This window comes from Kordia sp. (assembly GCF_965224175.1).
Lineage (GTDB): Bacteria > Bacteroidota > Bacteroidia > Flavobacteriales > Flavobacteriaceae > Kordia.
This window is the reverse complement of the sequence record NZ_OZ245041.1, coordinates 2,620,096-2,634,049: the sequence shown is the minus strand read 5'-3', so window position 1 is coordinate 2,634,049 and position 13,954 is coordinate 2,620,096. Positions and strand designations below refer to the sequence as shown.

Here is a 13,954-nt window from a genome sequence, read left to right as displayed (position 1 = left end):
TTTTATAAGCATCTGAGGAAAACATCTAATTTTGGTTTTTGTAAAAGGTTAAGTTTTGTTAACTACCTGATATTTAAGGTGTTTAATATTGTTAAATATGTTAGCACATACAGGATTTTTTTTTAACTTTGCTGCTTATCACATTTAACAATTACCAGGGAATTAAAACTAATTTATCAAACAAATCGACATGAAAAAAACTACTTTTATCTTTTTACTATGTGCAACTTTTGCATTATTTGCTAATAAGGTATCTGCTCAAGATGGTTACACCTACACATTGCAGCACAATGGAGGATACAGTTTCTCTGTACAAGCTGTGCCAAACGCAAGTGCAAACAACTTTGCTACATCTGTACAGAGTTACGGATTTACTCTTGTTGTACCTGATGGTATAACTATTACTTCAAATTCTTCTTTAGGAGGAACTGCCTCTTTGAACTACTTTGACGGAAGTGCTATAGGGCAAGCTGCTATTGATGGGTATTTAGTTACTGAAACTTTAGGAAGTCCAGTAGCATTACCAGCTCCTTCTGCAGCTATGAATAGTGATGTTCTTACATTCACTGTTGATGGAAGTCCTACATCTGGAACTATTTATATCTTAGAAAATAATTCAGCTTTAGCAACTGCAATAACGGCATTAAAATCGTTCATGCAAGCTGATATGATTGATAATGGAATGGCTGAATTTGTAAACGTAGTAGATCCAAATGCTGCTGCTGTTTCAGGAACAAGTAGTTTTAACTTAGCTACATTAAGCACATCAGAAGTAGAATTAACTGGTGTGAACGTTTTTCCAAATCCTGTGAAAAATGTAGCTACAATTACTGGAGTTGCTGACATTGAAGCTGTTGAGGTTACTAACCTTAACGGACAACGTGTATTAAACAAAACATCAAACTTGGAAACTATTGACATGACAAGTTTACCAACAGGAATATACTTTGCAAAAATAAAAGCGACATCAGGATCAAAAACGGTAAAGCTTATCAAAGAATAATTGAATTTATAATTCAATAACGTAATAAAAAGCGTCATTCGAAAGAGTGACGCTTTTTTTGTTGAGTTGGAGCTAACCTTTAAAAAGCTTTAAAAGTTGTCTAAAAACGATAATTAGAGGCTAAAATGAGTGTTGTGTACAATCACGTGATTGGTGATGATCGTTTATTTACAAATACGATGACTAAAGGAATGGTAAATGATAAGATATAAAACAAAAAACCCGATCAAATTTGATCGGGTTTTTCTGGTGGTGCCTCCAGGAATCGAACCAGGGACACAAGGATTTTCAGTCCTTTGCTCTACCAACTGAGCTAAGGCACCAGTCGCAAATGCGGATGCAAATATAAGCGTTTTTTAAACTTGACAAAACTATTTTGCAAAAAAAACGTTTCTTAAATTAGCAATCTCTAAAAACAAACAATGAATTTAATTGTAGATGCAGGAAATACTTATGTAAAAGTAGCTGTTTTTCAAGAAGATAAAATGCTGTCGCATGAAAGTTTTAAAAAAGAACTATTTCAAAAAAAAATTTTAAAAATTTTAAAAGAGTATGCAGAAATTAATAAAATGATCACTTCGTCGGTAACAAAGCTGAGTGATGATACAAAACAATTTTTGGCAAATTTAGAAATAGAAGTTCATAAGCTAACACACAAAACTCCTGTCCCGTTTCAAAACAATTATGCAACTCCAGAAACATTAGGTGTAGATAGAATTGCACTCATGGTTGCTGCTGTTGTACAATACCCAAAGCAAAATGTACTTGTCATAGATGCAGGAACTTGTATTACTTACGATTTTAAAACACATGAAGAAATTTATTTAGGAGGCGGAATTTCTCCAGGAATACAACTTCGATATAAAACATTAAATCTATTAACAGCAAACCTTCCATTATTAAAACCGGAAATGCCTGAAAACTATATCGGTAATTCCACAGAAAGCGCAATTCATTCGGGCGTAACTCTTGGAACAATTACTGAAATCGATGGAATAATTGGTCGATATAAAGAACAATTTGAACATTTAACAGTTATTTTAACAGGCGGCGACGCTAATTTCTTGGCTAAAAGGTTAAAAAATACCATATTTGCGAATTCAAAATTCTTGTTACAAGGATTGAATAATGTTTTAGAATATAATAGATATAATGATTAGAAAGTTTTTAGGATTATCAATTTTGTTGTTTATCTGCCAAGTTAGTATTGCACAGCAAGGAACAGCTTCCCCATATTCGTTCTTAGGAATTGGAGATTTAAAGTTCAAAGGGACAACAGAGAATAGAAGTATGGCAGGGATGAGTATCTATTCAGATAGTATTCACTTAAATCTACAAAATCCAGCGGCATTTGGTAACTTAAAGTTTACTACGTATACGTTAGGAGCAAGTTACAGTCAGTTAAAGTTGGAAAGTGATGCAGGAACAGATAAAGGATCTTCTACTGCCTTAGAGTATTTAGCAGTTGGTTTTCCAATTGGACAAAAAATGGGAGTTGGATTCGGTTTAGTTCCATTCAGTTCTGTAGGATACAATTTTGAAGGAATTGGTGAATCAGGAATTGCATCTGCGCCAAATAAATTTGCACAATATGAAGGAGAAGGAGGATTAAACTCTGTTTTTCTTTCTCTAGGATACAAAATTTCAAAAGAATTCTCTGTAGGAGCTACAGTGAACTACAATTTTGGAAACATCAAAAATCAAAACACAGAATTTTTAGGAGAATTAAATGATGATGGTGAGTTTGTAAGAACGCTAAACTACGGAACACGTTCAAAAGACGAATCGAAGTTAAGTGGAATCAATTACAATATCGGAGCTTACTATCAAACAGAATTTAATGACAAGCTTTCATTAACAACTTCACTTACGTTTTCTCCAAAATCAGATATTACTTCAGAAAACACACGTCAACTATCAGTCTTAAACATCACAGGAAATGGTGGAGAAATTATAAGCCCAGAACAAGTTGATGAAATTGATTTAGGAAGTAGAAGAAAAACTGAGCTTACTTTACCGACAAAAATAGCGTTCGGAGCAGGTTTAGGAGAAAAAAATAAATGGTTTGCAGGAGCAGAATATACGCTTCAAAACAATAGTGATTTCGGAAATGGATTAACAACTATTGAAAATGTAAATTATGATAATGGTTCAAAAGTGTCTGTTGGAGGATTTTATATTCCTAAATACAACTCATTTACAAGTTACTGGGAAAGAGTAACATATAGAGCTGGTGTTCGTTATGAGAACACAGGAATCATGGTGCGTAACGAAAGCATAAATGACTTTGGCATGTCTTTTGGAGTAGGACTACCAGTGGGACGATCATTATCAAATATAAATCTTGGATTTGAGTTCGGAAAAAGAGGAACAGTAAACTCAGGGTTGATCAAAGAAAATTATGTAAACTTCCACGTAAGTTTATCACTAAACGATAAATGGTTTATAAAAAGGAAATATAACTAAACGATAAAATAATTAAAGAAATGAAGAAGACTATTACATTATTGGTTGCAGGATTGTTTGCGATGACGAGCTTCACAACTTTAAACGCTCAAGATTGTAAGACAAAGTTGTCCCTTTTTGCTGAAAATGCAAAAGCCAAAAACTACGGAGAAGCAGAAACACAATTAAATGAACTGAGAAAAGATTGTCCAACGATCAGTTCAGCATTATATGCTTATGGAGAAAGAATCTATAAGAACAAAATAAAAAAAGGTACAGATAAAAAAGCTGCGGCTGAAGAATTAATTCAACTTTATAAAGACAGAATTGCTAATGTTCCTGCAAAAACGAAAAAAGGAGATATCCTTGGGAAAATAGCAACAACAATGGTTGACTATAAAATTGGTACTGCTAAAGCACAGTATGACACATTTGATGAAGCTTTTAAAACAGATTTAAAGAACTTTAAAAATCCTAAATCTTTATACCAGTATTTTGAACTATACTACAACATGTACAAAGATGGAAATCAAGGTGTACAGTTGGAAAACTTAATTCAGAAGTACGAAGAATTAAACGAAAAGTTTGAGTCTGAAAGCGAAAGATTAGCAAAAATCAAAAATGAGTTAATTGCTAAAAAAGATGCAGGTCAAGAATTGACATCTAAAGAGGCAAGAAAAGAAGTAATTGCAGATACAAATATAAAAGCAATCGCAATTTTCTCTGGAAACATGGAGTCGTTAATTGAAAAAGTATCTACTTGTGAAACTTTAATTCCATTATTCAGAAAGAACTTTGATGCTAACAGAAGCAACGCACTTTGGTTAAAAAGAGCTGCAGGAAGATTAGATGCTAAAGGTTGTGATGAAGATCCATTATTCGTAGAATTGGTAGAAGCTGTTGATGCTTTAGAGCCATCTGCAAACTCAAAAAGATACTTATCTGGAATCTATGAAAGAAAAGGAGATTCAAGAAAAGCTGAAGAATACTTAACGCAGTCTCTAAGTATGGAAACTGATCCTTACAAAAAAGGAAAGTTATTATACAACATTGCTAACAAAGCAAAGAAAAGAGGTCAAAAAGGAAAAGCTAGAAAGTACTACTTAGAAGCAGTAAAAAACAACCCATCATTAGGTGGAGCATACTTAAAAATTGCACAACTTTATGCTTCAAGTGTAAACCAATGTGGAAAAGATGAATTTACAAAAAGAGCAGGATACTGGAAAGCTGCTGAAATGGCAAGAAAAGCTGGTCAAGTAGATCCATCGTTAAAAAGCATTGCAAGTAGAACTGTAAATTCTTATATGAAGTCTGCGCCAAGTAAGTCAGATATCTTCAGTAAAGGATACAAAGGTGGAGAATCAATCCCATTAAATTGCTGGATTGGTGGAAGCGTAAGAGTTCCAAGTTTATAATATGAAATTACAAAAAAAACATATTTTACAATTCATTGTCACAGCATTTGCTGTGACAATGTTTTTTTCATGTCAAGACAATTATAGTGAAATCCAAAAGCTTTCCTATTCCAAGCGTTTTCCTGTCGGTGAAGCTGAAAATATGTTTTTAGTATATACAGATTCTGGCAAAGTAAAATCTACGCTCAGAAGTCCTTACAACAAAGATTACTCCAATCAAAAGTTTCCATTCATGGAATTTCCAAAAGGAATTGTGCTGGAATTTTTTGATGAAAATAACAACAAAAGTGTCGTAACTTCAGATTATGCTATTTTATATAGTGACACAAAATTAGTAGATTTACGTGGAAATGTAGTATTAACTACACATGACGGAAACAAACTAGAAGCACCACAATTATATTGGGATCAAGAAAAAGAATGGGTTTTCACGGAAGGAGAATTCAAAATGAGCGGAGAATATGGCGTGGTGTTACAAGGAACCAATGGAATTGATTTCAACAGAGATTTTACAATCGTTCAAGGACACGAAATCTTTGATAGTGCGATTCCTATCGATGAAAAAGACAAATAAAAAGTACCTAACCTAACAAAATCAATCATTGTGAAAGTTTTAAATTACACAAAATACCTATACCTTTTTGTAGCTGTATTATCTATCTACAAAATAATAGAAACATGGAGTAACAGTGAAAGTATTGATTACATGTTTGTTGTATTTGCTGTAGTTTCACTTGCGATGTTTTTCTTTAGAAGGCATTACGAAAAGAAATTTGAAAGCTACAAAAAAGAAAAAGACGAGTAAATGGAAGTACAGTTGCTTATTATCATAACGGCATTACTGTTTTCTGCATTCTTCTCAGGAATGGAAATCGCGTACGTTTCCGCGAATAAAATTCATATCGAATTAGAAAAAAAACAAGAAGGAATTCTTGCGAAAATCCTGAAACGTCTTACTCAAAAACCATCTAAATTTATAGCAACAATGCTAGTTGGTAACAACATAGCAATGGTAATTTATGGTTTTTATATGGGAAAATTATTGGTAGATTTGGTGCAAGTTTCATGGTTAAGTGAATATGTAACACCCGAATACGAATTACTCTTTCAAACCATAGTTTCTACACTAGTTATTCTTTTTACGGCAGAATTTTTACCTAAAGTATTCTTCCAAGTATATGCAAATAGTTTACTTAAATTTTTAGCATTTCCTGCATATATCTTCTATCAATTATTTTGGTTGATATCTGAATTTGTCATGTGGATATCGAATGTAGTGCTAAAAAAATTCTTCAAAACCGATGGAGACGAAGTGCAACTTGAATTTAGTAAAGTAGAACTTGGTGATTATATTACGGAACAAATAGAAGCAGGATATCAAGATGAAGATATTGACTCTGAAATTCAAATATTTCAAAATGCGCTCGAATTCTCAGCAGTAAAAACGCGCGAAGTCATGATTCCTCGCACAGAAATTGTGGCAATAGAACTCCGAGAAACAACTCAAAACCTAACCAAATTATTCTCTGAAACAGGATATTCTAAAGTATTAGTCTACAAAAATACAATTGACGATATCATAGGATATGTACATTCTTTCGAACTTTTCAAAAAACCAAAAACCATTCGCAGTATTGTGCTGCCAGTAGTATTTGTACCTGAAGCAATGTTAGCAAACGATGTTTTAAATGTATTGACAAAAAAACGCAAAAGTATTGCTGTAGTTTTAGATGAATACGGCGGAACTTCTGGTATTGTTACAGTTGAAGACATTGTAGAAGAATTATTTGGAGAAATAGAAGACGAACATGATGTTATTGAATTACTTGAAAAACGTATAGGAGAATATGAATACATGTTCTCGGCACGTTTAGAAGTTGATTACATCAATGAAACCTATAAGCTAAACCTTCCTGAAAGTGAAAATTACGAAACTATAGGAGGCTTAATTGTGAGTGAAACTGAAGAAATTCCACAAAAAGATGAGGTCATCATCATAAACAATTTAAAGTTTACAATCGTTGAAGTTTCTAACACAAAAATAGATACGATTCAATTACAAATACTTTCTGAGGATTAAAATCCCTAAAATAAACGAATTAATACGTAGTTCTTCTTTTATTATTTAGTAGGAAATTGTATTTTCGCCCACTGAATTTCATAAAATTGAAGATAAATGGCAATTCTTGCAAAAATTAGACAACGTACATTAGTTTTAATCCTAATCATTGGATTAGCACTTTTTGCTTTCGTAATTTCTGACGTATTCAACAACAATAGCGGAGGAGACAAGCGACCAACTGAGATGGGAACTGTAAATGGTGAAGATATTAATTTACAAAGATTCCAGAATCAAGTAGAATATGGTATGACACTTTCTAGAGGTAGTCAATCTACGATGCAAGTCGTAAACTCTATTTGGGATGAAGAGGTGAGAAATGCATTAGTTACACAGCAATTAGACGAATTAGGAATCACAATCGAGAAAGATGAAGTGTGGAACCTTTTAATCACAAGTCCAAATATTACAAACGATCCACAATTCAAAGATGAAGCTGGTGTTTTTGTTGAGGCTAAATTAAGAGAGTACATTAACAATCTTGAAGCGACTAGAGCTACTGATGAGCAAGCTGCAGCACAGTACCAAAACTGGATTGCAACTGAGCAATATACAATCAGAGAAGCTAAAAAGGCATTATACTACAACCTAATAAAAGCTGGATCAATTGCTACAGTAAAAGAAGGAGAAATGGCATATCGTATGGAAAACGACAAAGTAACGTTTAGATATGTACAAGTTCCTTATACTTCTATTGCAGATTCATTAGTAGAAATCAGAAAAAGTGATGTTCAAAAATATATTGATACTCACAAATCTGAATTTGAAACAAAAGCATCAAGAGACATTCAATATGTATACTTCCCTGAAACGCCATCTAAAGCAGATGAAGATGAAGCGAAAGCATTAGTAGAAGGATACAAAACTGAATTTGCAGCAGCAGAAAATGCAACAACATATGCTAATGCAAATACAGAAACTAACGAATTAGAAAAATTTACTTACAAAAATGAATTGCCTGCTGATATTTCAGAAAACTTAATGGCAATGCAAGTAGGTGATGTATACGGACCATACAAGGTAGGAAATCAATACAAGATTTCTCGCTTAACAGAAACAAAAGAATTGCCAGACTCAGTAAAGAGTAGACACATTCTTATTCGCTTTGCTGGTTCAAATGGAGCTGCTCCAGATTTAAAACTTACAAAAGAAGAAGCAAAAGCAAAAGCAGACAGTATCTTAACTATTGTAAAAAGAAACAAATCTAAATTTGCTGATATCGCAAAAGAAATATCTGATGATACTTCTAAAGATAAAGGTGGAGACTTAGGTTGGTTCAACAACAGAACTGGATTAACACCAACATTCAAAGAATTCGTATTCGAAAAGGAAACAGGAGCAATGGGCGTTGTAGAATCTCCTTTTGGATACCACATTATCGAAATTGAAGAGCAAAGAAATCCACAAAAAGTGATAAAACTTGCTACAATCAACAAAGAAGTTGAAGTAACAGAAAAAACATTAAGTGACTTATTTACAACTTCATCTAAATTTGAATCAGATGCAGGAAAATCTGATAATGCATTTGTAGACGTAGCAAAAGAAAATGGTTACAAAGTAAATCCAGTAAATAAAATCAAAGAACTAGATTCTAGATTAGCAGGTTTAGCAGATCAACGTCAAATTGTTCGTTGGGCATTTGAAGATGGAACTGAAACTGGAGACATCAGACGTTTTACTGTTGGAGGTGGATTTATCGTAGTTCAATTAACAGCAAAGCATGCAGAAGGATTATCTAGTGTTGAAGAAGCTTCTCCAGTAGTACTTACGAAACTAAGAAACGAAAAGAAAGCTGAAATGATCAAAGCTAGTAATGCAGGTAAATCATTGTCAGATTTAGCTTCAGCTAATGGAAAGACAGTACAGCAAGCAACATCATTATCAATGGTTTCTCCAATAGTTCCTGGAGCTGGAGAAGAGAAGAAAGTTGTTGGAGCTGCATTTGCTTTAGACAAAGGAGCTACATCTGGATTAATTGCTGGAACAAGTGGTGTATTTAAAATTGAAGTAGTGGAAAAAACAATCGCACCAGCAAAAGAAACGTATTTAAGTGAAATGAATACGTTAAGAAATCAAAGAGCAACAAAAGCAACAAGTTCTGTATTTGAAGCTTTAAAAAGTTCTGCTGATATTAAAGATAACAGATCTATCTTTTACTAGATCTATCATAACATAGCGTTCTAAAATAGAATGCATAAAAAAGCCTGTGAAATTAACTTCACAGGCTTTTTAATTTTATATACATTATCATTAAGATAAAATCATTTGCTCAAATGGAATAATTGTATGATATCCTTTTGCTTCAAAATAAGTAGTTGTATCGTCGTTTCCAGTGACCAAAGCAAAATCTCCGCCCCAAGCACCTAAACTCTTTACTTGACCAAAATAATCGCCAAACAAACGTTCTTTTACCGGTGTTTCTTGAATAATTTCTGAAATAATTTGTTCGTGTTCTTTTAGGAGTAATTCAAAATCAACAAGAGATGAACTCGAAACCATTTCAGAAGTAATAGCATTAATTACTTTGATCTCATTTGCAATCGTGCTTTTTCGTTCGTTGTAATTTGCAATAGCGTTTCTGCTATTTTGTTTTTTGTTTAAATGAACAAAATACAGTTGATCGCTAAATGAAGGAGAAAAATCTACCTCAGTTACTTTTGGTTGCTGTTGATGCACCTCGTAAATAATTGGCGTGTTGTGTTTCGCGCAAGCAATATCATAACCACTTCCTTTAAAAGCATTCCAAAGTAGTGTATATGGATTTACATTTGCCCAAAGTGCAATATTATGAATTAAGGTTGAGGAAGAACCCAATCCCCAATCGCTTGGGAAACCCAAAGTGGTTTGTACTTCAAAACCAGTTTTAGTTGCTAAAAAATCAGGATTTAATCGCTTTGCTTCAGATAATAAATTGTGTAATGTTTGACTCACTTCATCAACGTACGAAGTGTGTAGCGTGAACGCATTCATTTCAAAAGCACGCTGATACCAAATTAAATCTCTGTGGTCAAAACTCTTCCAAACAAGATTTGGCGTATCAATAGGAGTCACGGAAAGTGCTTGTCCATATTTCGTTGGAATAGCTAATGCTTTTGCGCTATCTAAAACGACATATTCGCCCGTTACTAAAAGTTTTCCGTTACTATAAAAATCCATTAGGCATGTTGCGTTTTATAAGCTGTAAATGCATTTACCACGGCACTGTGTGTTACAGTTTTATCTTTAAAGAAGTCAATAAAATGTGCTTTCTCAGTTTCAGTAGCTTCTAATTGATTCAAGATATTAACCAAATGCATTTTCATATGTCCTTTTTGAATTCCTGTGGTTACCAAAGAACGTACAGCGGCAAAGTTTTGTGCCAATCCAGCAACAGCTACAATTTGCATTAATTCTTTTGCATTGGGTTTTCCTAACATCTCTAAAGCCAATTTCACCAACGGATGCAAAGAAGTTAAGCCACCAACAGTTCCTAGTGATAGTGGAATTTCAATCCAAAATTTAAAAATACCATCTACAACTTCGGCATGTGTCAAGCTAGAATAACGTCCGTCTTTGGCAGCGTACGCATGAATTCCAGCTTCAATAGCTCTAAAATCATTTCCAGTAGCTAGCACAACTGCATCAATCCCGTTCATAATACCTTTATTATGTGTTACGGCACGATATGGTTCTGTTTTGGCAATTTTAATAGCTCTAACAAATTTTTCAGCAAATTCGTTAGCGTCAATTGATTCACTTTCAATCAAACGATTCACAGAGCAACTTACTTCGGCTTTTACCAGGCAATTTGGAACGTAATTAGAAAGAATACTCATCACAATCTGAATATCTTTTTCAGTATCTGAAAAGGCTTCAAATGACTTAGCAGACGATTCGAAGGTTTTTGCAAACTGTTCTAAACACGAATTGATAAAGTTTGCTCCCATAGAATCTACAGTTTCAAACGTGCAGTGTAATTGGAAATAACCGTCCAATTCAGCTGTTTTGTCACGAAGTATAATATCTGTAATTCCGCCGCCACGTTTTTCCATATTTTGGGTAATATGCTTCGTAGCTGCAAACAATTCAGGTTTAATAGTATTAAAATAAGCTTGTAATTTCTCGATTTCTCCGAAATACATAAAATGAACTTGCCCAACTTTTTCAGTGCTTACAACGGTAGTTTTAAATCCACCACGATCTAGCCAAAACTTAGCCGCTTTACTAGCAGCTGCAACTACCGAACTTTCTTCAATGGCCATTGGAATAGCGTACATTGTATCATTGATCAAAAAATTGGGAGCAATACCTAGCGGAAGATAAAAATTAGTAATCGTATTTTCAATAAACTCGTCGTGTAGCTTTTGTAATTTTTCGTCTGAATTCCAATACTTTTTTAAAGTGTCTACAACAGCTTCGTTATCATTAAAATATGTATTCGCAAGCCATTCAATCTTTTCAATTTTAGAAAGTTTAGAAAATCCAGTAATAGGAGTAATCATAAAATAGGGTTTAATATCCGTTAGGTTTCGTGCAAAGATACGCAATGAAATAGTAACATATTTACTCTGAATGGACTAAAATATAGATTGAAAATTCTGTTTTCAGCTTTAAATATGTCTGAAAGTGAATATTTTGTAGCGCATTTAAGACAAAAGACTTGAAAAAAATGCCAAAAAAGAATCAATTTTTCTACGGTATAATTTAAGGTTTGATTTTTGTGGTACTTGCTTGATATTTGTATATTGTCAGCCTTATAATTGATAATTACTCAAAATAATAGGCTTTTAGCGAGTTTATTTTTAAAAACTTAACACGAATGAAATTAAAATATGTTTTTCTTTTTGTCTTTTTAGGATTAGCCAATATAAGCATGGCGCAACAAAAAGAAATCACATTACAAGAAATATGGAGTGGAGCGTTTAGAACGCAAGGTATGGATGTCTTACACTCTATGAACAATGGTCAGCAGTATACAGTGATGAATAGAAGAACTGGATCTGTAGATAAATATGACTACAAAACGCTTAAAAAAGTAGAAACGATTGTAAAAGCAAGCAATCTTTCGGAAATCGCTTCATTTTCTTCATATAGTTTCAGTGATGATGAAAGTAAAATGATCTTAGCAACGAAAGTAGAACCAGTGTTTAGAAGATCAAAACTAGGAATCTACTATGTGTACGATATCGCTTCGAAAAAAGTAACAAAAATTTCAGATACAAAAATACAAGAGCCAACCTTTTCTCCTGATGGAAAAAAGGTTGCTTACGTTTATGAAAATAATATCTATGTAAAAGACTTAATGTCTAATGCTGTACAACAAATTACAACTGATGGAGTGCAGAATAAAATTATTAACGGAGTTACAGATTGGGTATATGAAGAAGAATTTGGATTTGTAAGAGCGTTTCAGTGGAATGCCGCTAGTGATCATATAGCTTTTATTCGTTTTGATGAAACAGCAGTTCCAGAATTTTCTATGGATGTTTACGGAAGTAAATTATATCCACAACAACATGTATTCAAATATCCAAAAGCAGGAGAAAAGAATGCTGATGTTTCTCTACATTTATATAACTTAAAAGCAGAGAAAACTTCTAAAATCAATTTAGGAAACTACACAGATTTCTACATTCCAAGAATCAAATGGACGAATGATCCAGTTGTGTTAAGCGTACAAGTCATCAACAGACATCAAAACGAGTTGGATTTGATTATGTACAATGCTGCAACCAATCAATCATCAATTGCAATCAAAGAAACAGACAAAGCGTATGTTGATATTACAGATAACCTAACGTTTCTAAAAGATAATAGTTTCATTTGGACAAGTGAAAAAGATGGTTTTAATCATATCTACCATTACAAAAAAGATGGAACATTAATCAATCAAGTTACCAAAGGACCTTGGGAAGTGACAAGATATTACGGGTATGATGAAAAATCAGATCGTGTATTCTATCAATCTGTTGAAAATGGGTCTATCAACAGAGATGTGTATGCAATTAAAATAAATGGAAAGAAAAAGAAAAGACTTTCTACGAAAGAAGGTACTAACAGTGCAAAATTTAGTGCAAACTTTACATACTACATCAACACGTTCAACAATGCAATGACACCAAATGAATATACGTTGCATTTGGCTAAGAATGGTAAATTAGTAAAAGAAATTAAAAACAATAAAAGTGTAAAAGATAAATTAGGCAACTACAACATGTCTAAAAAAGAGTTTTTTACCCTAACAACTTCAAAAGGTCATACCTTGAATGCTTGGATGATTAAACCAGCAAACTTCGATGCTTCTAAGAAATATCCTGTATTTATGTATCAATATTCAGGTCCAGGATCACAGCAAGTTGCCAACAAATGGAATAGCGCAAATGATTACTGGTATCAAATGTTAGCACAAAAAGGAATGATTATTGTGTGTGTTGATGGACGTGGAACAGGATTTAAAGGTGCTGATTTCAAAAAAGTAACCTACAAAGAACTTGGGAAATACGAAGTAGAAGATCAAATAGATGCTGCGATTGAATTAGGTAAACGTCCATACGTAGACAAAGATCGTATTGGAATTTGGGGATGGAGTTATGGAGGATTCATGTCAAGTAACTGTCTCTTAAAAGGAAATGATGTGTTCAGTATGGCAATTGCAGTTGCTCCAGTAACTAGCTGGCGTTTTTACGATACGATTTATACTGAACGTTATATGCGAACTCCACAAGAAAATGCAAGTGGTTACGACGATAACTCACCAATAAATCATGTTGAAAAACTAAAAGGTGATTATTTATTAATTCATGGAACAGGAGATGATAACGTGCATGTGCAAAATACGATGCGTATGATCGATGCTTTAATCAAAGCAAATAAACAATTTGATTGGATGATATATCCAGATAAAAATCATGGAATATACGGAGGTTATACACGTTTGCACTTGTACACGAAGATGACAAATTTTATTGACAATACATTACTCAAAAAATAATT

The 13,954-nt window shown here is 33.3% G+C and carries 11 protein-coding genes and 1 tRNA gene; 9 read left to right on the top strand and 3 right to left on the bottom strand.

Annotated features, from left to right (window positions below; genetic code table 11):
• Window positions 1-190: 190 nt before the first annotated feature.
• Window positions 191-1,003 (top strand): T9SS type A sorting domain-containing protein, encoded by an 813-nt coding sequence (locus tag ACOQOS_RS11215; protein WP_420575058.1) that lies wholly within the window; start codon window positions 191-193, stop codon window positions 1,001-1,003.
• Between the two features lie 247 nt (window positions 1,004-1,250).
• On the opposite strand, the gene ACOQOS_RS11210 is transcribed toward ACOQOS_RS11215, so the two are convergent.
• Window positions 1,251-1,326, bottom strand: a tRNA-Phe gene (locus ACOQOS_RS11210).
• 99 nt (window positions 1,327-1,425) lie between these two features.
• Here ACOQOS_RS11210 and ACOQOS_RS11205 point away from each other — a divergent pair.
• The 7 genes from ACOQOS_RS11205 to ACOQOS_RS11175 all read left to right on the top strand — a co-directional run bounded on the left by ACOQOS_RS11205 (window position 1,426) and on the right by ACOQOS_RS11175 (window position 9,142).
• Window positions 1,426-2,163 (top strand): type III pantothenate kinase, encoded by a 738-nt coding sequence (locus ACOQOS_RS11205; protein ID WP_420575057.1) that lies wholly within the window; start codon window positions 1,426-1,428, stop codon window positions 2,161-2,163.
• Window positions 2,156-3,469 carry an outer membrane protein transport protein gene (locus ACOQOS_RS11200; RefSeq protein ID WP_420575056.1) on the top strand — a complete coding sequence of 438 codons (1,314 nt, stop codon included), beginning with the start codon at window positions 2,156-2,158 and terminating at the stop codon, window positions 3,467-3,469. Before ACOQOS_RS11205 ends, ACOQOS_RS11200 begins: the two co-directional genes overlap by 8 nt.
• Before the next feature lie 20 nt (window positions 3,470-3,489).
• The gene (locus tag ACOQOS_RS11195) at window positions 3,490-4,863 is read left to right on the top strand and encodes a hypothetical protein (RefSeq protein WP_420575055.1); all 1,374 of its coding nucleotides are present in this window, start codon (window positions 3,490-3,492) and stop codon (window positions 4,861-4,863) included.
• 1 nt (window position 4,864) lies between these two features.
• The gene (gene lptC, locus ACOQOS_RS11190) at window positions 4,865-5,437 is read left to right on the top strand and encodes an LPS export ABC transporter periplasmic protein LptC (protein WP_420575054.1); all 573 of its coding nucleotides are present in this window, start codon (window positions 4,865-4,867) and stop codon (window positions 5,435-5,437) included.
• A gap of 30 nt (window positions 5,438-5,467) precedes the next feature.
• On the top strand, window positions 5,468-5,668 hold the full coding sequence (locus tag ACOQOS_RS11185) for a hypothetical protein (protein ID WP_420575053.1): 201 nt from the start codon (window positions 5,468-5,470) through the stop codon (window positions 5,666-5,668).
• Window positions 5,669-6,943 carry a hemolysin family protein gene (locus tag ACOQOS_RS11180; protein WP_420575052.1) on the top strand — a complete coding sequence of 425 codons (1,275 nt, stop codon included), beginning with the start codon at window positions 5,669-5,671 and terminating at the stop codon, window positions 6,941-6,943.
• A gap of 96 nt (window positions 6,944-7,039) precedes the next feature.
• Window positions 7,040-9,142, top strand: coding sequence for a peptidylprolyl isomerase (locus tag ACOQOS_RS11175; RefSeq protein WP_420575051.1), 2,103 nt, complete (start codon window positions 7,040-7,042; stop codon window positions 9,140-9,142).
• 90 nt (window positions 9,143-9,232) lie between these two features.
• Here the strand turns inward: ACOQOS_RS11175 and ACOQOS_RS11170 are convergent, their stop codons facing one another.
• Together ACOQOS_RS11170 and ACOQOS_RS11165 are read right to left on the bottom strand one after the other, a co-directional pair.
• Window positions 9,233-10,138 carry a GYDIA family GHMP kinase gene (locus tag ACOQOS_RS11170; RefSeq protein ID WP_420575050.1) on the bottom strand — a complete coding sequence of 302 codons (906 nt, stop codon included), beginning with the start codon at window positions 10,136-10,138 and terminating at the stop codon, window positions 9,233-9,235.
• Entirely contained in the window at window positions 10,138-11,463 is a 1,326-nt protein-coding gene (locus tag ACOQOS_RS11165; RefSeq protein WP_420575049.1) for a hydroxymethylglutaryl-CoA reductase, degradative, read from the bottom strand. Before ACOQOS_RS11165 ends, ACOQOS_RS11170 begins: the two co-directional genes overlap by 1 nt.
• 317 nt (window positions 11,464-11,780) lie before the next feature.
• On the opposite strand from ACOQOS_RS11165, the gene ACOQOS_RS11160 reads away from it, so the two are divergent.
• A complete protein-coding gene (locus ACOQOS_RS11160; protein ID WP_420575048.1) occupies window positions 11,781-13,952 on the top strand; it encodes a S9 family peptidase in 2,172 nt (723 codons plus the stop codon).
• Window positions 13,953-13,954 lie beyond the last annotated feature (2 nt).

Coding starts and splice junctions, on each gene's coding strand:
- ACOQOS_RS11215 (WP_420575058.1), top strand. CDS start 191: ATGAAAAAAACTACTTTTATCTTTTTACTATGTGCAACTTTTGCATTA.
- ACOQOS_RS11205 (WP_420575057.1), top strand. CDS start 1,426: ATGAATTTAATTGTAGATGCAGGAAATACTTATGTAAAAGTAGCTGTT.
- ACOQOS_RS11200 (WP_420575056.1), top strand. CDS start 2,156: ATGATTAGAAAGTTTTTAGGATTATCAATTTTGTTGTTTATCTGCCAA.
- ACOQOS_RS11195 (WP_420575055.1), top strand. CDS start 3,490: ATGAAGAAGACTATTACATTATTGGTTGCAGGATTGTTTGCGATGACG.
- lptC (WP_420575054.1), top strand. CDS start 4,865: ATGAAATTACAAAAAAAACATATTTTACAATTCATTGTCACAGCATTT.
- ACOQOS_RS11180 (WP_420575052.1), top strand. CDS start 5,669: ATGGAAGTACAGTTGCTTATTATCATAACGGCATTACTGTTTTCTGCA.
- ACOQOS_RS11175 (WP_420575051.1), top strand. CDS start 7,040: ATGGCAATTCTTGCAAAAATTAGACAACGTACATTAGTTTTAATCCTA.
- ACOQOS_RS11170 (WP_420575050.1), bottom strand. CDS start 10,138: ATGGATTTTTATAGTAACGGAAAACTTTTAGTAACGGGCGAATATGTC.
- ACOQOS_RS11165 (WP_420575049.1), bottom strand. CDS start 11,463: ATGATTACTCCTATTACTGGATTTTCTAAACTTTCTAAAATTGAAAAG.
- ACOQOS_RS11160 (WP_420575048.1), top strand. CDS start 11,781: ATGAAATTAAAATATGTTTTTCTTTTTGTCTTTTTAGGATTAGCCAAT.